Raw genomic sequence first — 18,687 nt, forward strand, 5'->3', positions numbered from 1 at the left:
GGCGATGAACGGAAAATCGCGACGCGTCAGCCGGCATCGTCCTTATCGGTGGGTGGATTTTCGGCGGCGGGCGCAACCGCCCCGTCCCCACCCTTGTCGCCGTCGCTTGCGGGTTTGAATTTTACCAACAGTTCATAGGCCGCATAGACGCCTATGCCGCCCACGACGGTTCCCCAGAAAAACTCGCGATTGACGAATTCGATGACAGCCCATGCCACACAGAAACCGACGATGAGCAACCGCACCCACAGGGGACGATAAAGCGGATGACTCGTATCGATATTCAGCATGGTGTTTCCGTCTCTGGCTTTTCCGGTCAGTCGCTCGCTGCCGCGCGGGCACCGCATGGCACGGGGATTCCATGCGTCTTGACCGTTTCGCAGACAAATTGCAACGCAAATCGGACCGAGGGATATCAGGCTGCCGTGATGGAGATCACCGGAAACCGGGGGTGCCGTGCCACCACGGATGAAATCCGCCGCCCCTTCCGCCCAGCATTGCCGATGGGGAAACACCGGCGACAGACGTCAGTCGCGCAGGCGGCCGAGCAGCGCCAGCAATTGGTCGCGGGCCTTCTTGCCGCCGATACGGTCGATCAGCTTTTCCTCGCGGTCGCGCCAGACATCGGAAAGGCGCTCGAGAAGACGGCTACCCTCGGCCGTCATGTCGAGGAAATGAACGCGCCTGTCCTCTTCCGACCTGCGGCGGACGAGCAGACCTTTCTCTTCCATGCTGTCGACGATGGCAACGAAATTGGCCCGCTGGATGCCGAGCGCCTCGGCCACATCGCTTTGTTTAAGACCCGGATTTCCGCCAACGATGACGAGAACGGAAAAATCGGCCGGCCGCAATGCCTGCTCCGCCAGCACATCGGAAAAACCGTTTGCCACGGCAAGTTGCGAGTGCCGCAAATGGTAGCTGATCGCAGTCGTCAGCAAACCGTAATCGATCGCGGTGAGATGCGTCGTTTGCGCGCTGCCGCTTTCGACCTTTTCCGTCCGCGGCCCGTTGCTATGTGCCAATCGCAAAGCCATCCGATCCCCCGCCTGATTCGTCCTTTACCCTGCCAAAATCATAACTGACAATGTCACGAAACTGTATCCTAAATAAATGTAGATGATACTAATATTGTATAAGAATTTGACAGTTAATGGCCGGAAACCCAATGTAGCCCGCCATCTGGCGACAAAATCTGCGCCGAAAGCATGACTATTTACCCGCCAATTTTGAGGGGCCGGAACCGCGGGGCCACCCTTGTCTGGCAGGCATACGGGCACTCCGGCCCACGACGGATGAACATGCTGAAACTGCATGCGGGACCCGTGACAAGCTACTACTTATAAGTGAAATCGATTTCCGCGAGACCTGGGACGCCAAACGACGCAGCCCCGCGCGCAAAGTCGCCAAAAACCCGCAAGCCCCCACTTCCGACCCTCTTCACCCTGCGGTCTCGAAAACTGGCAAGGTTTCGCAAATCTTGGATTTTTAGTCATTGATGCGGAAAGAAAGCTAGGGTATGAACCAACCGCTGCACGCGATTCAAGCGTGACCGCTGCACCCGTAGCTCAGCTGGATAGAGTGTTGGATTCCGATTCCAAAGGTCACAGGTTCGAATCCTGTCGGGTGCGCCATATTTCTCAGGGGTTTTGGCGTTTTTCTTCCTTCTCACAAAATCGTGCAGGAAGCATATAGGAAGCGGGATATCCGGAACGGGTGTTGGACTATGGAAACTGCCCTCACCGTAATCGGTAGCCTCATGTCCTTGGCGGGCGGCGTCTTGGGTTATCCCTTGGCCGAAATGATTTATGATTTCCAACATTGGTCAATTAAGAACGACTTATCAAACGCACGAAAGATGATTGATAAGTACGAGGCGAAGCTGGAAGACGCGACCGAAGGCAAGAGCTTTACAAACAACTACTATCTAACGGGAAATTTGTACGGTCTCTTCACCACGCAGCGAATCAACGCTTCGGCGTACAACGCTATCCATCAAGCTCACCGTTCATATGGCTTGAAGGAATATTCCTTAGAACGACATCCCGGCATAATTGACTGGGATCGCACTCAAGCCAGCTACAGCGAGATTAAAGCAGCCATTGTGTTTAGGCGGGAAAATTACGAAGACCGCAACACCAAGCCTCTGTCGCTTATTCTGGTTGTCACCGGATCATTGCTGGCCATTGCAGGCGCGTTCGCCAAGTAACTGCGGGTTTTAGCCACGTTAATAAACGGTGCCCGTGCGACGATGGAAAAATTCGGATCAGGTGTGAAGCCCAACCGCCTCAAGAGACGCCAGTTCCAGAAGCCTTCACCTTAGCAGCCGCGATTTCCTGTTTCTTCTGGTCCGCAATCGCCTTGACGTTTGCTAGTCGCTGCGTCCGTTTATTTCGCGCCACATACCAATCCTGAAACAGCATTTCGAGCAGTTCGATGAGGGCCTGCACTTCTCCGGCGTCAACTTCGACAATAACGTCAATATCACGTTCCATATGAGCACCGATGTTGCCAATGTCCCTAACCGCATCGATTGCCTCAATCGTTTCAAGCTCTACTCCCTTAGGTCCATTACCGCCCTCCACGAGGCGTTTTAGCTCCTTGATTTCGTCGATCAATCTGGCCTTGGAAATTCCGCAGAAGTTTCGGATCATACCTTGAAGGCATCTTCGCGCGAGCGTAGCGGCAGCCTTTGGACTCTTATCGCGAATCAAGCATGCCTCGTAGTAGTCCTCCCGTATAGCTGCTGGGATATAGTCAGGCTGCACAACAGAAGATGATTCAGGCCGCACGCGCCAACTGTCTAACACCTCACCTGGTGCCCAACCATTCACGCCGTGCTGAGCTTTTGAGTATTCTATAGCTAAGGTCGATTGATTGCATTGATTATTCAGGCAGCGTACAGCCATCACTTTCAAACCAACTTGCCCATCCGAGCACCGGCCAAAGTCCAGCCTGAAAAAAACGTCAATAAAGTTGCTGTCAGTCGCGACTTGATCCCGTCCACAATGTGGGCAGGTAAATTGGTGTTGTGCCATCTACTTGAATCCCTCAGACTGGGTGACATTAGTCCTGCAATTGCCGCACTAAAGCAACTACCGAATAACACAACGATTTCCAACTTCTAGACAAGAGCGTCGCGCAACAGCTTGGGAAGCTCAGTCCAACGTACGATTTCAATATATTGCTGGTAAAACTCGTCCTTTGGCGTCGAAATTCTCTCAATGTTTTCAAGAGCGCTGTAAAACTATGCACGCCCGAAAACATGCGGAAAGACTTGGATATTTTAGGTACGGGGCCGCACTACCTCTTAATAATGGCACCCCAAGCCGGGCCGCTGATTTTATGGAAAATCAGCGGTTTGCGGCATTGTTGGACACCTTGGTTTTCCATACACTTACTAGGCTTTTTCAAAAAGTGTCCAATGCCATTCTCAGAAGCTCTGGCTTCCGGTTTCAAAGGTCATAGTGTCGAAAAGGTCTTGGCGTCCAAACGAGTTGCTCCGTAATTGCTGATAAGGTGGGGCCCCGCTTTCCAAAATGGCAAAGACTATTCGCTAGAATGGAATGTCGTCATCAAGCGCATCCCACGAGCCTTTCGTAGCAGACGGCGGCGGGGCAAGCAGCCTAGGCTTCGTGGGACCTTCCAGCCGTAGTATCTCCTCGTCTTCTTTCTGCTTATCAACGCCGATGAGGTGGGTAATTGTTGCAATTGCCTGGGGTGCCTCAGCTAAAAAGGCTGTTGTGCCGCCCACCATGGCCCCGATAGACGCCAGAACAGACAGTGAAACGCCGAACCGCAAACGCTCTTTATGAAGCTCTGTGCGGAACTCACCAATCTTTCCAAGCAGGCGCTCCTTCTTGTCGTCCGAGAGGTTGCTCTCTTCAACCGATGCTCGAAGCTTCGTCAGCTCATTCTCAATGAGACCTTTTGTTTTGCTGGCGAGCCGAACGGAAAGCGCATCACGACTTGAGGAATTCCGAAGCCTAATCTTTGCTGTGACCCCCGTGACCAGCCGAAAGAATTCATTAAGGTCCTGCTCAACTGTTTGGTACTCGTTGATGTACCGGATGCCCGGAATCCCCAGTTCCTCAGCGCTGGCTGTGACGATCGTCATATATTGGGTTCGCACAAGGCTGTCGAACGGCTGGCTTGTCTCATTCGAGATAATCGCCAACATGTTCTTGCGGCAAATCCTTTCTATAGTCGTGAACCTTTTCTCAGGCTCTGAAGGAAGATTCTCGTAATCGTCATCCGTAATGAGCTCGTAATCCATGCTTTATGTAATTCCCCTAACGCGACTCGGGCTATTAGCATTCTACCTCAGATAGCCTGTGCATCCATCGACAGCTTCGATGAACCCATAAGGAGTCGGCTTGAGACAGTGTCTAATGCCACTATGTGATGAATCGATCATTATCCTTGACATAGACAAGGCGCGGTAGCGTATAAGAAATCCAGTTGAATAGCCGTGAGGCCAAGGTTGACATGAGCGCTAAAAAAACTCGACCCAAAAACGAGAACTTTGATAAATCAGAACCGACGTTGTTTCCCTTCGGTTTTGGCCTTCAGCGTGTTGAGGACGATATTATCGTAATAGACTTCTTTGACATGGCAGATGAGAATGAGAATCAGCGGATAATTTCTTCGATTGCTATGCCGACGAGCAGGGCTCGATTGCTCGCAAATTCTATTCTTGGGATCAAGGATGAAACAGAGTAGGCTTTATATCAGACTTGAAAGCAGGGACCGCGTCCATCAAAAGGAAACGGGAAGCTTCAAAACGTCATACGATTCGGTGAATGTTGCTAGAGGCATCGAAACTAAATCGGTCCGATATAAGCAATACCCTAGTAAAGTTGAAGGTTTACAAAGCGCACCTGCGGATATATCTGGCTGGTGCTCATTCGTTGATTCATTGGACATCGATTTTAGTCATCATTCTGAGTTGCTCCCAGAGCAACAAGATAATGAACCTGCGTTTTCTCAGTATTCAAAACTTGTTGGAAAACTGGTCGACGCTATTAAAGATTACATAGCAGTTAGCGCCGAGAACCAGCGCGAAGAGATTTCGCCTGATTCAGCAAGAAATTATTTTTATCTTCTGCCAGTTCTGTCTCGCAGGAAGCATGAAGTGTCAATCGATGCTGACACAGGCTTCGTGACTGTAGCATTGTTGTCTAGCGACAAAAGCTTGATGAGCGCGTTACTAACGGGGAAGGGAGACATCCACTACTCGTATATCAACAGGGGCGTCAGGCTCGTAAAAATCTCGGGTGTGGCGAAAATCAAGGATAAGCGGGATTTCGGGCAGTTCGAACGCGTCCTCAGGATGATCTGATGGAAATTGTTTCTAGCTATATCACAGAAGGTATCGCTTCTCGGTTTTTAAAGTCTATTTGGGTTAGGGGAGCAGATGAGGTTCAAGCATGCGCTTTCGATTTGCGTGAGAGCCCGCCTGAGGAGTACGTTTCTTTCTTCATGATTTCCGGCGCCGACGACGAGGCTTGTTTCTCTAACGCGTTTGATATTATCGGTAAAAAGCTCACTATCGACAATGGTGCGGTTGCTCTTCTCGACATCGAAACATGCCTGTTGGAAGTGAACGACGAGGATGCCGACATCATATCTTTCCGAGAAAAGAAATTGCCTCATTGTGGAATGTACTACCACACAGATGACCTAACAAAGATCACAGAGGCTAAAAACACCTTACGCTTTTTATCGAGAGAACGCATACGGTGGACGTCCGAGAAAGCGGAAAAGCTTTGCCTATCCCAGAATGAAAGCGAGAATCTTAGACGCAAACCCGTTTAATGAATACGCGACTTCGGATATTATTATTTTCCACCTGCTGGAAGGCGTGACGTTCGCGCTTCAATGAGTGTGAATGCCGGAGTGCAGCTTGGGAAGCTCGATCTATCGTAAAGATTGGACAGTTTTGAGCAGCCTTCTCGTTCAGCTATCCTCGCCACTATCAACACCTGAGCGGAGCAGCAGCTCTGTATCGATTTTACTGGGATCGAGAAATTTTGGGTGCATGAGAAGAGCATCTATTACGAAGCGGAGCAGCTCAGACGCTTTATGTCGCTCATCCTCATATCGCTTGTCTGAAACCGGCTTTAGCTTCTTTGACGTCTTTTTTTTAAGTCCGTGCACTATCGATGATCGTGCCGCGTAAACATCCTTGACCAACTGCGCGATACTGAGGGGCGTGTGATTGGTTTTCCCAAGAAACGCTAATGCACTAGCTCGTAGTCTCAGCTTGTATGAGAGAGACTGATTTTGGTCGTCTCCTAGTAGGAGTTCCATCCCAATCACTGCATCCAGAACAGCGTCCGCAGCATCTGCGCGAGTTAGGCTCGAATTAAGACGCTTTATGGCCAGTGTCATTGCTTCATTTGGGTCGCCATTTAACGCTTGATATATTCGGCGAACCTCTAGAAGCTCGGCACGCGTGACCGCTTTTCCTCTCCTTGTCCAACCGTAGTCGTCGAACTCCTCCGGATATCTTCGTATAGTTGAACCGTAGAAACGTGGTAGGTCGCAATAATAGTCAAGCGCCCAGCCGTTTGGTGCCCAAAGCACTTGAGCATATCCCGTGGTTATGCCCGTTGCGGTTCTCAAGGCTCCGAAAAATACATCAATGGCGTCTAAGACGTTTTCTGAAATGTTAGAGAGACCGCCCCTGGCTTCGCCGTGCGTCTCCAACTCTAGACTCCAATTATTGGAGACAAAGGCGTGCGTCGCCGCGTTGGCGACCATTTTGGTGACGCCTGCTCCATAACGATCCACGGCATAGCGCGCCATTTGCATTTTCTTCGGGAGCCGCACGATATATGTGCTGTCCGTTAACCGAAAACGGTCGACGTCGAAGTGAGTGAGTGCAATAGGCACCACCAGGCGCATGCGCAGCGTTTTTAGAACCATCCCCGAGACAATTGGCCAGATTAGCTTGTCCCGTTTGGCTTCAATCAACGGACTTTCGATGCCGTATCGGTGAAGGTATCGTTCGACCACGTCCCCAACACGCAGACCTAATAGCCATGAACTTGTCCCATCAGTTATGCCGAGATGTGACGCGAATTCACTTTTGGCAAGAAACTTTGTTAGCTCGTTCAGAGTTGGAAGTTCGCTCTTATCTCCTATGAAGCCGCCTAGTAATCCCGCGAGGGATCGTGCTCCTATCGAAGTAAGATAGTGGGTAGGCGCGTCGCCAAACGCACCAATCTCGTGAATCGAAGGAAACCCGCTATCAAGCTGCGTGTAGCGCGGGTAGTCGTGATGGGTGGTAGGGCGCTGCTGCCCGGATTTGATCGCGCTAATTACCGCTTGGTGGTGTTCATCTACAGCGGCTTTGAACAGGTCGAGAAAACGTCCGAGATCCTCTTTCTTTCTTTGGAAGGTAGTTTTCTTCGCCAAGATGATGTCCCTAAGTTGCTGTTTAAGGATTAATAGAACGAGTAGGCACCTAATAGCAGCTAGAAATCCAGATCGTCATCATCTGGCGATACCGACAGGAGTGCTTCGTGGGCGGCATCAATAAAGGCTGCGCGCGCATCTTCTGGTCGGTCATCCAAGCCGTTTTCGAGAACAGCCGAACAGACCATTAGGGCGGTCACATAAGCGTCGGTCGTTGTGTTGCCCGGCCAATTTTCGAGCAAGCACCCCGCCAAGTCTGTCACGGTCTCAAGGGTCGCAAAGTTTCCCCATAGGATAGTAAGAGGGCTAATTTTGAAATCACTCATCAGCTCCGCTTTCGAGAAGGGTAGGAAGCCGCCACCCGGAAGCAAAACATAGCAGGATAAGAGATTTTGGCGACAACCTTTGTCCGGTAGTGTCCCATATAGGAAGCACAAGGGGCAGGATAATGAGTCATTACAGCAATCTTTTCGAAGTCGAGGACAGGTCGAGTACGGGCGACTGGATGGAAGGGACGGGGCAGGAATGCATCGATTTCATCGTGCGTTCCCGAGCTATTCCAAGGATCGACGCGCTTCAAATTGTGACGTTGGCCAAGCTATATGACCAGATCGAACTCCCTGAATTGGAACTTTACGTGAGCCGGGGACGAGGCTAATTCCGTGATAGCTGCTATTCCGACAGCACAACGCAAAAAGCCGCCCGGCGCGAACCGGACGGCTTTGACGATGCGGCAGGATTGGTCAACCGGCCATGCGGCGGTCAAACCATTTATGGAAGAGCGCTTCGACACCACGCGGGCCGAGATATGCCAGAAGCGCAATCAACCCGGTTGATGCAGGTTGACCAAGATTGGCATAGGCGGCGGCACTTTCGCCGATGACTGCCATGCCGAGCGCGACAGGCAGTTCCCAAAACAGTTCAATGCCAAAGAACTTACGGCGACCTTTCCGCGCCTCATTGCCATGCCACATGAAGCGACCAAGCAGGGAAGCGATAATGGTGGTGAAGGCACCACCAACCCACGCATTCATCAGTTCGATGAAAGAGGTGTATTTTTCCGGCATGTCAGCGACCTTTTCCATGGCGGGCGCATTCGTCCCGGTTCCAAACGTCGCCACCACAAAGGCCCGCAACCGTCCTGTCAATTTTCCGTTGATCCTCCTGCGTTGCGCCACGCGCGCCGATCAGGTCAATCCCGACCACCCGGCCCAGGCCGGATACATCGCCCGGCCCCGAAATCCCACACCCCGCCAGCGCAATCGTCAAAACGATGACGAGCGCTGTCCGCCCGATCCCCAGCCGCATTATTTTGCCTTTCAGTTTTGATGACCGCGCGATACGTCGCATTCCGGTCGATGAAGAGGATGCCCGCGCCGATGAGAGACACCGCCGCCAGTCCGAGCAAAAGGAAAAGTCCGATTTTCGTCATCACACCGCGACCTCGCGACCCAGCAAACTATTGACCCGCCGAGAGATGACATCGCGCTTGCGGTAGGCGATAACGCCAAGGACGACCGCCGCAGTAAGCAACGCGATCCACCCCCAGGGCAAACCGAGCGACCATGCAGCAAAGCCGGAACCAAAGAGGGAGCCTGCGCCGCCCTGCACCGCTTCTTTCGTGGCCACAGCGTCACGACGCAACTGCGACAAGGTGGCGGGACCAATGATGCCGTCGGCAACAAGGTGCGGGTGCGCAGACTGATATGCCTTGACTGCGGCAGCAGTCTTTTCCCCCATCCAGCCGTCGATAGCGCCGGGATTAAAGCCTTTCGCCGAGAGGATAGCCTGTGCTTCCTTAACCACCGGATCGGGCTGCTTCGGTGCAGTCTCTTGGGCGGAGCGCGGCACGCCTTCACCGACGCCAGTGTAGATTCCCTTTTCGAACAAAAGGGCTTCTTCCTTGCGTCTGCGAACGAGGCCGGGCAGCTTCTTGCCCCCAGCCGTATTGTAGTGGGTGGCGAGATAGTCCGCCGCCTGCTTTTGCTTTCCGGCGCGCCAAAATTTCGCCCACTGCCAATCCATGGCGCCAGCGCCGAGATTGAATATCGCGGACACCGCCGCATCCATTTCGTGCTGCTTGCGCGCATTCGGCGACTTGGCGACCACCGCAGGCTCGAACTCATCCCGAAGCACAGCCACGAAGATGGCGTCCGATTGGGCTGAGGTGAGCTTTGTTTTACCCGGCACCAATTTGGTGATGCCGATCTTTGCTAGTTCGCGGCGAACAGACCGGCTCCGCATCGTGAAACCCCGCCCGATGGTCGGGATGCGGACCGGATCAAGATAGCAGGTAAGCGGGTTTCCTTCATGGGCGTCCATAAAGGCACGCCCACGCGGTGACGTTGTCACAACGGACATGGATATCTCCTAAAGTTTTTGGGAAAGAGTGGTAGGCCGCGCCCTAGTTTTCGTCCGTCCGTCCGAAGCGGCGCGGCGTCAGGAATGAGGAAGGCGTGGCCGGGGTTCCGGGCGCACTGTTGGGCGCGACCTTGCCGGTTGCTTTTGAGGCGTCGGGGGTGACGTTGGAGCCGCCGCTTTCGGTGCCGGCCGATTTTTCGGTCGCGGATTTGCCATCGTAAAGCCTGCCCGAAACCGCCACTTCAAGACCGCCGGTTTTCGTGTATGCGGTTTTGGCCGTCTTGATGATGTACGGCACGCCGTCCACTCCGGGCCGGACATCGGCGAACAGGAGCGGCAAGCCCGCGTCTATTCCCGCATCACCGATCACGGTTACAGACACCGAGCCTTCGCCACGCTGCAATTCCTTGGCCTTCGCCTGCGCGGCCTTGTCAGCTTCGGCGGGCGATGCATAAGGTTCCGGCAGACGGTAAACGCTATCGCCGTCCGCATCCGCATCCGCGTCGATTTCGACCCGTTCAGCCTTGTCGGAATCCTGATAATAGGCCACGACCTTGCTGTATTTCGTGCGGTCGTTGATTTCGACCTTCAAGCTTCCGACTTTTATTTTCTCGGGCGTCAGGATGATGGAGCCGAGCGGCGCGCCGGATGCAGACAACCCGGAACCAAGCCGCGTGAAGATCAATCGCCTTTGCTTGACCGCGAACAGGCCGTTATGCCGCTCCGCCAGCCGCCGCAGGAAATTGATGTTGCTTTCGTCCTGTTGCGCCAGCCAGTCATATTCAAAATCCGCAAGGTCATCATCAACGGCAGGGGTTAACCCGCTTTCGTTTGCGATCTGCGACAGGATATCGCCGAGCTTCGTTTTATCCCATGACCTTTCCTGCCGCTCTTTCAGCTTTCCGCTGCGAAGGTCCGCAGCTTTGCCAGAAATCGACATTTTATAAGGCAGGCAATCGACATTGACTTTGTCCGCAGTGAAGACGCCTTTCGGCACGAGATCATCACCGAAACCCATCTTGACCGAAATGATTGCACCCTTACGCGGGATCGCCAGAAAGTTCGGCGGGCCGTCATTCAATTCAATGTCCACCGTGTCGGATTTCATTCCCTCTTCGTCAGTGACGGTAAGGGAAAGCAGACGCTCATAGAAATGGCCTGCCACCGGCACGCCGTCGATAGTCACTTCCACGCGCGGTTTCATGGTCAGTCCCAAAGGCTGGTCAACGGCTTGGCCGTGCTGGTGGCGGGAATGTCCGGCATGGTGATTTTCGTGCCGAGCGGGAGGACCGGACCGAGTGCGGCAAGACCCGGATTGGCATCTATGACGGCTTCGACCACCTTGGCCGTGCGCCCATAAAAAGCGAGGCAGGCGAGGTCAACCGTCTCGCCCTGCCGTGTTGTATAGATTGTCGCCATATCGTCACCGGAAAAGTTCGGACAGGAAGGATGCAGCCCGATCCACCAGACCGCCCGCACTTGGCAACGTGCCAGAACCGGAGCGCTTGAGCGTGATAGAATAGGCGTTGCGCCCGGCCTCGCCCCGGCGGTTAATGTAGCTGCGATCCTCTTCGACGCTTTGGACCGTAAACATTCCTTGTATGACGCCCTGCGCGGCATCGCCGGTCACAAGCATCATTTCGGTTCCAGCCATCGACGCAGCAATAATACCGTCAAGCTGCGATTGCCCGCCGAACTCTTCGGGGAAAAGCACCCCGGAGATTGTCACTTCGTCGGAAGTTGGGCCGGTCCATTGCTGCTGGTTGAGGGTTTGCCCAACAGGCATATCCACCCAAGGCGTGTTCACCTTGCGTTTGACACCCTGATAGCCAAAGCCCAATCCCTCGAAGGCGAAACCCCCGAGCATCATTGACGTTACGCCGGTCATTCTAATCTCTCTTTTTAAAGATGACTCGACAACGCAAAGGCCATCTGTTTTTCATTGCGCGAAGCAGGGGGGCAAAATGAGCGAAAACGAACTTCTCGTTATATTCATTTTAACAGCAGCAATCGGCGGTGCGTGGGGCGCTCGACGCTCTGGCTCAGACGGATGGCGCGGCGCAGTTGTCATCGCGGTCTCGGCACTGATTACAATCGCGATATTTTTCGCACTTGGAATAGATAACGCCCTGCTCTCAATATTAGTAAATATCGCTCTAGCGAGCGTGATCGGCGGAGCGCTCAAAATGGCACCCCGCCAAATTGCGGTAACATTCATGGGAGGGCTTATCCTCTCATTCGTTGCGGGGGGGCTCATTAGTCTCGTAAGCCCAGAGCATTTGCCGCCAAGTTTGACTAAAAGCTAATCGCTAAAAGTGCCTTCCAGCTTCGAAAGCTCACCTTCCAATTCCCTTACAGCCTGCGATGCCGCCGCCTTCGGGTCTGCCACGCCGGTTATAGTAATCGGCGCATGGATGGTTACATTCGGCCTTTGAGGGTTCACCACCCTAACGTCTTGCGTTCCAGTAGGTTTTATCATCTCAGACATAGATGAGGCGTCGATACGCACCGTTCGAACGCCGAGATCATCAGCAGTTTTTCCGGGCAAAACATCGGTAGACCCACCCCCTATACCATTAGCACGCGCCTGCACGGCGTTGTCCATGGCCATCTGTGAGTAAACCGAAGCTGGCGCGGGGCGGTTATCTGATTGCGTCCATGAACTAGGACTGCCCACATTTTTTTCTAACCAGTCGTTGTACCCGTCCCACCGTTTTTTGTTCCTCTCCATAAAATCCCGCATCTCGTCTGGCCCATCGGGCAGCGAACTAAGCAGAAACGCCGAGTTGAACAGATTAAGCAGTCCGCCAGACCAAGGAGCCGGTGTGGAGTTTTTCCGTGGGTTAGAATTAGTTCCGTTTCCGGCTCCGCGTGCGCCCCCACCACCTCCGCCAGAGCGCCCATCCACAATGTCGGCGATTCCTTTTACCGCTTTCAAAGCCCCAAGTAAGGTGCTTGCGCCGGACAACACGAACAGCGCTGCCGCCAGCTTCCGAATGGTGCCAGCCAACATGGAAATACCCATGCCCCACGCAAAAAGTTGGAAGCCGTAACCGGACATTTCCGCGAAAAACTTGGCGATAGGATTATCCTTTATCGCATCGTTCAATTCGCGGATGGAAGCGCCCCATTCCTTCGCGCGCATGAAGATTGCTCCAATGCGGTCGGCGGCATTCGGATCGACGGGACCAAGCAACAGGTCACCGAGATCGTTCATGAAATCCTTCATGCCGCCGGTATAACCAAAGCCCTGCGCAAATCCCTTGGTGAAATTCGTGATCTGGTCGAAGATCGTCACGCGGTTGCCGAGCGTGTCCAGCACCTCGCCAATGCCCTGCGCACCCTCGCGGATGGTCGGCAACATGCTGTCGCCGATTTCCGCAAAGACATTGGAAATCTTGTTCCCAAGCAGGTCCAGAACGTTTTGCGTGGTGCTGGCGCGCTGGATGTACTCATTGAATGCCGAACCTGCATATTTCGTGCGGTCGGCCACGCTATCCAACGCTTGATCCAGCAGCTTGATATTGCCGACTAGCGGCATGAAGGCGCGGGCTTCATCGCCGAAGAATTCGGAAAGCAAGGAAACCTGCTTATCCTTCGGCGCTTTCGCAATCGCCGTCAGCACCTTGCGCATGGTGCCTTTTGCGTCTTTCTGCATATCCTTGGCGATGGACGGCAGATGCAGCCCAAGTGCCTTGGCGGCGTCCCTCTGCGACTTCTTGGCAAACTCGCCTTTCGTCAATGCGCGGATGACGTTCAACATGGCAGTGCCCGCCGTGCTGGCATCCGAACCGGCGGAGATCATGGCGCTACCCATGGCCGCAAGTTCTTCCTTCGCGAAACCGCCCATCTCACCGAAGGAGCCGACCCGCAACATGAATTCGGTCACGTCCTTGGCCTTGGACGCCATGTTGTTCGACAGGTGGTTGATGGCGTCGGCCATGTCACCGGTTTCGGCGACCGTCAAACTAAGCTGCGTTTTCAGCTTGGCAAGGCTTTCGCCTGCCTCACCTGCGCCGAGATCGAAAGCGATGCCAACGCGTGCGGCCATTTCCGCGAAGCTTTGCAAGTCTTCGGTCGCTATACCGCTTTCACCTGCGGCGGCGAACAGTGCGGCAATGTCATTTGCGGCCAGCGGGATTTCGCCGGACATGCGCCGGATGCTGCGGCGCATGTTTTCAAACTGTTCGTCATTGGCTTCGACCACCTTTTTCACGTCTGCAAACGCAGACTCGAAACTGATGGCCGCGCCCGCCGTGGCCTCGAAGCCGCGCGTGACGCCGAAGTAACCAGCGCCGAGCGCGACGGCCTGCCCGATCAAACCGCGCATGGGTGCGAAGGCAGAAACAGATTGCGCCCGCAGGCCGTCCAGCGACCGCGTGATGTGTTTCGCGCGGGCCGAAACATCATCAAGAAGGGAGACGCGAAGAGTGCTTTGCTGGACAGCCATGGTCATTCTCTCATGATTTTCCGGTACTCCTTGCAGGTGTTGAAATATGCAAGCAGCTTTCGGGCGGGCCATCGCTCAATGACATCGAGCGATGTTTTCGCAGTATCAGCAACGTAGACGGCGACTATTCGCCAGTCGTGTTCGTCGGGTCGTTTCCCAACAGCGGTTTCGTCTTGGCGACGATGTTCTTGAAGTCGCCGCCCTTGATCTTCTTAAAGGCAGGCAGCGGCACATCAGAAATGAGGGCCAGCAGCGCGACCATCTGGCCGATGCCAGGAGAAGAGCTATCCGCTAACAGGAGGTCGCCGACTTCCGGTTCGCGGAACGTCAGTTGGGAATAGGTCTTGCCCTCAAGCTCGACCGGCTTGGCGAGCGTTACAGAAATTGCGTCCATGGTATCACCTGAAAAAATGGCCCGCAGAGCGCGGGCCGGATTGGAAGGATTTGGGGAAGGAAGAAGCGCCAGCCGCTAGAGCAGCAAGGCGTTTCGGATATCGCCGAACTGCGAGACGCCACCGACCTTGAAATCAAAATCGTCCATCTCGTAGATTTGCTCGCCGTCGATTTCGAGCTTGTAATAGTTCACGTCGACTCCGTAGTCGTTTTCGGAAAGCTCGCCTGCCTTCCACGTCCCGGCGTCCGGCTTGTAGACCCTGCCGCGAATGGTCATCACGGCGCTATGCGTGGTGCCATCTTCGTCCACCAGCGCCCCGGTAATCATGAACGGCGTTTCCTCGCCGATCTTGATGCCGTGCAGCTTCAAAATCTGCGGGTCCACGCCCGGCATCTTGAAGCTGAATTCCAGAGCGTTGTAACCGAGATGGACCTTACGGGCCTTGATCATCCCGGCGTTGCGCACGTCCTCGCGGACGGCTTCGGGAACCGGAGGCGTGATATCGCCGATCTGCCCGAGCTTGCTTTGACGATCCGCCCACAGCATGCAGTTCCGCAGGATGTAGGCGGGGAGAGTTTTTTGCGCCATGTGAAAAGCTCCTTACGCGGCGACCGAGAGCGCGCCGATTTCGATTGCCCCGTTCACCTCGTCAATCAGCAACTGATACCGGACGATGTTGCGGTGGGTGGTGATGTGGATTTGTTCCATGAGGCCAACCGGCTCGAATTCGACCCCGAGCAGGGTCTTGCCGTTGACCATCAAGGTTGGGTCGTTCTGGTCGGACAGCCAGACGCTACCGCCAAGGATATCTTCGTTCTTCGCGAAGACACGCATTGCGGCGTTGCCGTCTTCGATGAGCATCTTGAAATTGCCCTTCGTGGTCTTTCGATCCACGTAGAGGAAATACAGGTCTTCAAGAGACTCGTTGATCATGTCGGCGGTGGCGCGCACGCTGTCGAACTGCCACAGCGGATCATCAATCGCGAGACGGCTGCCCCATGTCCTGAAACCGCCGCGCTCATTGATGATCGTGGCGACCTGATTTTCGTTCAGGTAGTTGCTGTCATCGGGATAGGAAATCGTCCGCGCTACACCGTCGATGGTGCGAATGATCTTGTTCGACACCGACCCGGAGAAGCCTTCCGCCGACGCCACGACACGGGCGCGGACGCCTGCGAAGACGGCGGCAACAGGCTTCGTCACCGGAACGCCGTTGACGTTCTTGATCACCTTCGGATCAATGATGAGGATGCGCCCGCCGTTGACAGTCTGGCGGAAACGCACGGCTTCGGCGTCGGTCGTATTCGGACCCGAGATATATGCGCGGGCGCGGATTTTCGGGGTGACGGCATTGAGCGCCGAAACAAAGGGATTCGCCACGTCGCCGACATTGGCGGTTGCTGTCGGCAGAACTTTGCCAGCATCCGCCCCGCCGCCCGTGAACGTGAGAACGGGCGCTTGCGACATTTTCTTGCCGGGCGCAATGACTTTAACGGAAACAACCTTGTCGGCGTCGGCCCCGGTTCCCATCACAGCCTCCAGCGTCGGCAATACCTTGCCGGGATCATTGCCGCCACCCGTCGCGGTGACGACCGGCGCTTCCGTCAGGTTATCACCCTGCGAGGTCAGCGACACCGAAACCACGCCGTCCTCGATCCACGCACCGGTATCTCCGGCAGTGATGATGACGCGCGGCTGGTAGCCGGTCAGGGCCTTTGCGCGGAGCGCGGAATAGATGCCGGTCCGCGCCACCGGGTCGCCGATCAGGTTGTTTTGCAGCGTCGCCGGGTCGGCACTGTCGGGGACACGGTTGACGATGCACCAAGAGCCGCCTTCGTCGAAAATGGTGGTAAGGTCTTGCAGCAGCGTTCCCGCCGCGCCGAGCGCAGTTGCCGCCGTCAACGAACGAACGATGGTCGGATAATCGAGAGGAAAGGCGGCAGGGTCCGCGTCAGGCGCGATGCCGTTGACGAAGGTAATACCGCTGCGGGTCACGCGTGCGATTGCCGGGGTGTCGGTGCTTTCGACGAGCTTGACGCCATGATGATAGGACAGGTCAACCATTCGGCTGGTCTCCGTTGAAGGTTCCAAATTTTTGAAGGGAGTTCCGGCTACACCCGGAGATGGGGAAACGCCTCGCCATGTCTGGCGATGCGTGATTATGGGTATCAGGAGGAATCTGCTGTTAAGCGATTTCCGCTTGTCGCCACATTGCGTCAACCTGCTGTTCAGCCAGATCGAGCGCGGCGGCAATCAGCATTAGCGTTGGGTGGGTGCGCTCAAATTCGGTCGCGTCAGCCCATTCGATCTGAGCTTCTTCCTTTTCCAACCCATCGGGCATCGTGCTGATAGCTGTTTCTACAGCGGCAAGGGATATGCCGTTTCGAACCAGTGTAAGCCGCAACTGGCGACGGGTGATGGGATTGAAGATAGGAGGCTCGGGTGGAGCCGCTACAAGGCCGCCTCCCTGATAAAGCATCCCCTCCGCGATATCGCCCGCATCAGCGTCAATGCCCAAAACGATCTTGTCATTCGGCACCATGCGGGACGGGTCCCGTTCGACGTTGGTAACTTTGAGGGTTACCGGATCGACCATCGCCCAAGCACCATAGATCGCAGTGAGGAAGTTACCCTGCTCGTCCCACGTTGTGAGGCCGCGCCGCAGGTCGTACCAGTCTTGGCCGTCCTCATTTGCAAAGAACTGGATGCCGGTCGTGCTGGTAAGCTTGAAGTGTCCGAAATTAACGATTTCCATTTGTCTACCTCAAGCGTTGTGGGCCGTAATCCAGCCGCGCACCGGATCGAATAGTTGGAAGTAGCGGTAGCAGAAGTGCTTCATCCAGTTGTTGCTTTCGATATAAAAGCCGGTGACCGCACTCCCTGCCGGAGCTTCCCGCCAGACATTGTAACTCAGATTGAATTCACCACGGGACACCCACCGGGTATTCAGGTTCGCCACGCGGTCATTCGCAACCGCCCAAGCGCGGGAGTCGGCATGGGCATAGGCCCTGTCCTCGATGCGAGTGTTCAAATCGCCAATCTGAACATTCCAAAGAGCGCCGTCTGTGCCGACGCGAAATATCCCCCGGTTTCCGGAGAAGTCCCATATCCAAGTGCTGCCGTCTTCTCGGACCTGCAAACCTACGTCTCGCACACCTGGGTAAAGCATGCGGTGCGTGGGATAATTCTTGTTGACCGTGATATCTCCCGTGAGGGTGTCCCCGGTCTTGGCAACCTTGCCCGCGAGGGCGGTATCGACAGCGGCTTTACGATAGTAGAGCACATCAAGTGCTGCTTTGATGTTTCCCCATGTTGTCCAGAACACTGTTGATGCCCCGGACAGAACACCAGCAAACCGGTCGCCATCATCGGGCGTCGTTTTCCCATTCGCACCCGCGATAGCTGCGCCGACGGTGGCGGTTGTGGTCAGCGCCGGAAGATTAGCCAGCGGCACCTTGCTGTCAGGGCCCAGCGGAGCAATGCCATCAGCAACGTTTTTTTGATCGGCGCGCAGATAGTCGGCGAGCTTGGTATCAACAGCTTCCGAGGCATCCTGCACGGCATCCTGCACGTCCTGCGCTGACGCGTACCATGCGGCTTCCTTTCCGCCGAGCTTGAGGGCGTTCGGCGCTGTACCGCCGACAATGATCTGGTCAATCTGTTCCTGCGCAAGCGAAATCGATTGCTGCAGGGTCGCGATTTGCGGGGCAACATTGACCTGAATGTAATCAAGTGACGCCTGAACACCCTCTGCCATGAGGCGTTCAAACGATGCTTCCAGTTGCTCGCGGGCAGTCAGACGGGCATCAATGTCGCCCATTGTGGCATTCCACAATGGACGGTCGATCAGAGTCTTCGGCCACGAGGGGATTTGATAGCCATCAGACCTGTCTGGCATAGTCAAAAACCTCCTCACCTTCCTGCTCGATGATCGCCGTCACCAGCGAGCCGCGCATGTTGATTTCGTTCAACGGGTAGTAAGTGAAACGCCCGCGCTTAACGATGCGCGAGAGCTTCACATCATAGGATTTCTCCGGGTCGATCTGGGAAGCCATGGGAACTC

General features: G+C 54.9%; 24 protein-coding genes and 1 tRNA gene. 6 read left to right on the top strand and 19 right to left on the bottom strand.

Translation table 11 applies throughout. From position 1 onward, the window contains the following. Positions 1-26: 26 nt before the first annotated feature. Together HQN82_RS09450 and HQN82_RS09455 are read right to left on the bottom strand one after the other, a co-directional pair. Complete coding sequence (locus tag HQN82_RS09450) at positions 27-290, bottom strand: hypothetical protein (protein WP_006699583.1); 264 nt, start codon at positions 288-290, stop codon at positions 27-29. Between the two features lie 237 nt (positions 291-527). Next, positions 528-1,034 carry a MarR family winged helix-turn-helix transcriptional regulator gene (locus tag HQN82_RS09455; protein ID WP_112766649.1) on the bottom strand — a complete coding sequence of 169 codons (507 nt, stop codon included), beginning with the start codon at positions 1,032-1,034 and terminating at the stop codon, positions 528-530. Positions 1,035-1,554: 520 nt separating this feature from the next. Between HQN82_RS09455 and HQN82_RS09460 the strand changes: the two genes are divergently transcribed. Together HQN82_RS09460 and HQN82_RS09465 are read left to right on the top strand one after the other, a co-directional pair. Beyond that, positions 1,555-1,631: transfer RNA gene (locus HQN82_RS09460), tRNA-Arg, on the top strand. A 92-nt stretch (positions 1,632-1,723) separates the two neighbouring features. Next, positions 1,724-2,206, top strand: coding sequence for a hypothetical protein (locus HQN82_RS09465; protein WP_173614796.1), 483 nt, complete (start codon positions 1,724-1,726; stop codon positions 2,204-2,206). A 79-nt stretch (positions 2,207-2,285) separates the two neighbouring features. Here HQN82_RS09465 and HQN82_RS09470 read toward each other — a convergent pair whose 3' ends face one another. Both HQN82_RS09470 and HQN82_RS09475 read right to left on the bottom strand, forming a co-directional pair. Further along, positions 2,286-3,035: a DUF4145 domain-containing protein gene (locus tag HQN82_RS09470; RefSeq protein WP_173614797.1), complete on the bottom strand. Its 750-nt coding sequence runs from the start codon at positions 3,033-3,035 to the stop codon at positions 2,286-2,288. A gap of 518 nt (positions 3,036-3,553) precedes the next feature. Then, complete coding sequence (locus HQN82_RS09475) at positions 3,554-4,273, bottom strand: hypothetical protein (RefSeq protein ID WP_173614798.1); 720 nt, start codon at positions 4,271-4,273, stop codon at positions 3,554-3,556. Between the two features lie 185 nt (positions 4,274-4,458). On the opposite strand from HQN82_RS09475, the gene HQN82_RS09480 reads away from it, so the two are divergent. From HQN82_RS09480 to HQN82_RS09490, 3 genes are read left to right on the top strand one after another with little or no spacing between them, the layout of a single operon-like run. After that, entirely contained in the window at positions 4,459-4,719 is a 261-nt protein-coding gene (locus HQN82_RS09480) for a hypothetical protein (RefSeq protein ID WP_173614799.1), read from the top strand. Next, positions 4,706-5,338: a hypothetical protein gene (locus HQN82_RS09485; protein ID WP_173614800.1), complete on the top strand. Its 633-nt coding sequence runs from the start codon at positions 4,706-4,708 to the stop codon at positions 5,336-5,338. Before HQN82_RS09480 ends, HQN82_RS09485 begins: the two co-directional genes overlap by 14 nt. After that, complete coding sequence (locus tag HQN82_RS09490) at positions 5,338-5,814, top strand: hypothetical protein (protein ID WP_173614801.1); 477 nt, start codon at positions 5,338-5,340, stop codon at positions 5,812-5,814. Before HQN82_RS09485 ends, HQN82_RS09490 begins: the two co-directional genes overlap by 1 nt. Before the next feature lie 141 nt (positions 5,815-5,955). Here the strand turns inward: HQN82_RS09490 and HQN82_RS09495 are convergent, their stop codons facing one another. The 8 genes from HQN82_RS09495 to HQN82_RS09530 all read right to left on the bottom strand — a co-directional run bounded on the left by HQN82_RS09495 (position 5,956) and on the right by HQN82_RS09530 (position 11,668). After that, positions 5,956-7,419: a HEPN domain-containing protein gene (locus tag HQN82_RS09495; RefSeq protein WP_173614802.1), complete on the bottom strand. Its 1,464-nt coding sequence runs from the start codon at positions 7,417-7,419 to the stop codon at positions 5,956-5,958. 59 nt (positions 7,420-7,478) lie between these two features. After that, complete coding sequence (locus HQN82_RS09500) at positions 7,479-7,745, bottom strand: DUF982 domain-containing protein (RefSeq protein WP_112951022.1); 267 nt, start codon at positions 7,743-7,745, stop codon at positions 7,479-7,481. Positions 7,746-8,162: 417 nt separating this feature from the next. Further along, a complete protein-coding gene (locus tag HQN82_RS09505; protein WP_003513730.1) occupies positions 8,163-8,486 on the bottom strand; it encodes a phage holin family protein in 324 nt (107 codons plus the stop codon). A gap of 1 nt (position 8,487) precedes the next feature. Further along, positions 8,488-8,727, bottom strand: a complete 240-nt coding sequence (locus HQN82_RS25505) for a hypothetical protein (protein ID WP_234904846.1) — start codon at positions 8,725-8,727, stop codon at positions 8,488-8,490. A 123-nt stretch (positions 8,728-8,850) separates the two neighbouring features. Next, positions 8,851-9,741: a glycoside hydrolase family protein gene (locus HQN82_RS09515; protein ID WP_234904847.1), complete on the bottom strand. Its 891-nt coding sequence runs from the start codon at positions 9,739-9,741 to the stop codon at positions 8,851-8,853. A gap of 82 nt (positions 9,742-9,823) precedes the next feature. Next, positions 9,824-10,984, bottom strand: coding sequence for a phage late control D family protein (locus tag HQN82_RS09520; RefSeq protein ID WP_173614805.1), 1,161 nt, complete (start codon positions 10,982-10,984; stop codon positions 9,824-9,826). A 2-nt stretch (positions 10,985-10,986) separates the two neighbouring features. Continuing rightward, complete coding sequence (locus tag HQN82_RS09525; protein ID WP_080841915.1) at positions 10,987-11,199, bottom strand: tail protein X; 213 nt, start codon at positions 11,197-11,199, stop codon at positions 10,987-10,989. Positions 11,200-11,203: 4 nt separating this feature from the next. Continuing rightward, a complete protein-coding gene (locus HQN82_RS09530; protein WP_080810740.1) occupies positions 11,204-11,668 on the bottom strand; it encodes a phage tail protein in 465 nt (154 codons plus the stop codon). 76 nt (positions 11,669-11,744) lie between these two features. Here HQN82_RS09530 and HQN82_RS09535 point away from each other — a divergent pair, with 76 nt between their 5' ends. Continuing rightward, positions 11,745-12,086 (top strand): hypothetical protein, encoded by a 342-nt coding sequence (locus HQN82_RS09535; protein ID WP_173614806.1) that lies wholly within the window; start codon positions 11,745-11,747, stop codon positions 12,084-12,086. Here the strand turns inward: HQN82_RS09535 and HQN82_RS09540 are convergent. The 7 genes from HQN82_RS09540 to HQN82_RS09570 all read right to left on the bottom strand — a co-directional run bounded on the left by HQN82_RS09540 (position 12,083) and on the right by HQN82_RS09570 (position 18,679). After that, positions 12,083-14,302, bottom strand: coding sequence for a phage tail tape measure protein (locus HQN82_RS09540; RefSeq protein WP_234904848.1), 2,220 nt, complete (start codon positions 14,300-14,302; stop codon positions 12,083-12,085). The genes HQN82_RS09535 and HQN82_RS09540 overlap by 4 nt on opposite strands. A gap of 52 nt (positions 14,303-14,354) precedes the next feature. Then, positions 14,355-14,624 (bottom strand): phage tail assembly protein, encoded by a 270-nt coding sequence (locus tag HQN82_RS09545; protein ID WP_173614807.1) that lies wholly within the window; start codon positions 14,622-14,624, stop codon positions 14,355-14,357. A gap of 75 nt (positions 14,625-14,699) precedes the next feature. Then, complete coding sequence (locus HQN82_RS09550) at positions 14,700-15,212, bottom strand: phage major tail tube protein (RefSeq protein WP_080816010.1); 513 nt, start codon at positions 15,210-15,212, stop codon at positions 14,700-14,702. A 12-nt stretch (positions 15,213-15,224) separates the two neighbouring features. Then, positions 15,225-16,688 carry a phage tail sheath subtilisin-like domain-containing protein gene (locus tag HQN82_RS09555; RefSeq protein WP_173614808.1) on the bottom strand — a complete coding sequence of 488 codons (1,464 nt, stop codon included), beginning with the start codon at positions 16,686-16,688 and terminating at the stop codon, positions 15,225-15,227. Between the two features lie 121 nt (positions 16,689-16,809). Next, the gene (locus tag HQN82_RS09560) at positions 16,810-17,379 is read right to left on the bottom strand and encodes a hypothetical protein (protein WP_173614809.1); all 570 of its coding nucleotides are present in this window, start codon (positions 17,377-17,379) and stop codon (positions 16,810-16,812) included. Between the two features lie 9 nt (positions 17,380-17,388). Then, positions 17,389-18,444 carry a hypothetical protein gene (locus HQN82_RS09565; RefSeq protein ID WP_173614810.1) on the bottom strand — a complete coding sequence of 352 codons (1,056 nt, stop codon included), beginning with the start codon at positions 18,442-18,444 and terminating at the stop codon, positions 17,389-17,391. Between the two features lie 61 nt (positions 18,445-18,505). Then, complete coding sequence (locus tag HQN82_RS09570; RefSeq protein ID WP_173614811.1) at positions 18,506-18,679, bottom strand: hypothetical protein; 174 nt, start codon at positions 18,677-18,679, stop codon at positions 18,506-18,508. Between the last annotated feature and the right edge of the window lie 8 nt (positions 18,680-18,687).

The organism is Agrobacterium pusense (assembly GCF_013285525.1).
Classification (GTDB): domain Bacteria; phylum Pseudomonadota; class Alphaproteobacteria; order Rhizobiales; family Rhizobiaceae; genus Agrobacterium; species Agrobacterium pusense.

Excerpts from the sequence above, each read along its gene's own strand:
- HQN82_RS09450 (WP_006699583.1), bottom strand. The coding sequence starts at position 290 with ATGCTGAATATCGATACGAGTCATCCGCTTTATCGTCCCCTGTGGGTG.
- HQN82_RS09455 (WP_112766649.1), bottom strand. The coding sequence starts at position 1,034 with ATGGCTTTGCGATTGGCACATAGCAACGGGCCGCGGACGGAAAAGGTC.
- HQN82_RS09465 (WP_173614796.1), top strand. The coding sequence starts at position 1,724 with ATGGAAACTGCCCTCACCGTAATCGGTAGCCTCATGTCCTTGGCGGGC.
- HQN82_RS09470 (WP_173614797.1), bottom strand. The coding sequence starts at position 3,035 with ATGGCACAACACCAATTTACCTGCCCACATTGTGGACGGGATCAAGTC.
- HQN82_RS09475 (WP_173614798.1), bottom strand. The coding sequence starts at position 4,273 with ATGGATTACGAGCTCATTACGGATGACGATTACGAGAATCTTCCTTCA.
- HQN82_RS09485 (WP_173614800.1), top strand. The coding sequence starts at position 4,706 with ATGAAACAGAGTAGGCTTTATATCAGACTTGAAAGCAGGGACCGCGTC.
- HQN82_RS09490 (WP_173614801.1), top strand. The coding sequence starts at position 5,338 with ATGGAAATTGTTTCTAGCTATATCACAGAAGGTATCGCTTCTCGGTTT.
- HQN82_RS09500 (WP_112951022.1), bottom strand. The coding sequence starts at position 7,745 with ATGAGTGATTTCAAAATTAGCCCTCTTACTATCCTATGGGGAAACTTT.
- HQN82_RS09505 (WP_003513730.1), bottom strand. The coding sequence starts at position 8,486 with ATGCCGGAAAAATACACCTCTTTCATCGAACTGATGAATGCGTGGGTT.
- HQN82_RS25505 (WP_234904846.1), bottom strand. The coding sequence starts at position 8,727 with ATGCGGCTGGGGATCGGGCGGACAGCGCTCGTCATCGTTTTGACGATT.
- HQN82_RS09515 (WP_234904847.1), bottom strand. The coding sequence starts at position 9,741 with ATGGACGCCCATGAAGGAAACCCGCTTACCTGCTATCTTGATCCGGTC.
- HQN82_RS09520 (WP_173614805.1), bottom strand. The coding sequence starts at position 10,984 with ATGAAACCGCGCGTGGAAGTGACTATCGACGGCGTGCCGGTGGCAGGC.
- HQN82_RS09525 (WP_080841915.1), bottom strand. The coding sequence starts at position 11,199 with ATGGCGACAATCTATACAACACGGCAGGGCGAGACGGTTGACCTCGCC.
- HQN82_RS09530 (WP_080810740.1), bottom strand. The coding sequence starts at position 11,668 with ATGACCGGCGTAACGTCAATGATGCTCGGGGGTTTCGCCTTCGAGGGA.
- HQN82_RS09535 (WP_173614806.1), top strand. The coding sequence starts at position 11,745 with ATGAGCGAAAACGAACTTCTCGTTATATTCATTTTAACAGCAGCAATC.
- HQN82_RS09540 (WP_234904848.1), bottom strand. The coding sequence starts at position 14,302 with ATGGCCCGCCCGAAAGCTGCTTGCATATTTCAACACCTGCAAGGAGTA.
- HQN82_RS09545 (WP_173614807.1), bottom strand. The coding sequence starts at position 14,624 with ATGGACGCAATTTCTGTAACGCTCGCCAAGCCGGTCGAGCTTGAGGGC.
- HQN82_RS09550 (WP_080816010.1), bottom strand. The coding sequence starts at position 15,212 with ATGGCGCAAAAAACTCTCCCCGCCTACATCCTGCGGAACTGCATGCTG.
- HQN82_RS09555 (WP_173614808.1), bottom strand. The coding sequence starts at position 16,688 with ATGGTTGACCTGTCCTATCATCATGGCGTCAAGCTCGTCGAAAGCACC.
- HQN82_RS09560 (WP_173614809.1), bottom strand. The coding sequence starts at position 17,379 with ATGGAAATCGTTAATTTCGGACACTTCAAGCTTACCAGCACGACCGGC.
- HQN82_RS09565 (WP_173614810.1), bottom strand. The coding sequence starts at position 18,444 with ATGGGCGACATTGATGCCCGTCTGACTGCCCGCGAGCAACTGGAAGCA.
- HQN82_RS09570 (WP_173614811.1), bottom strand. The coding sequence starts at position 18,679 with ATGGCTTCCCAGATCGACCCGGAGAAATCCTATGATGTGAAGCTCTCG.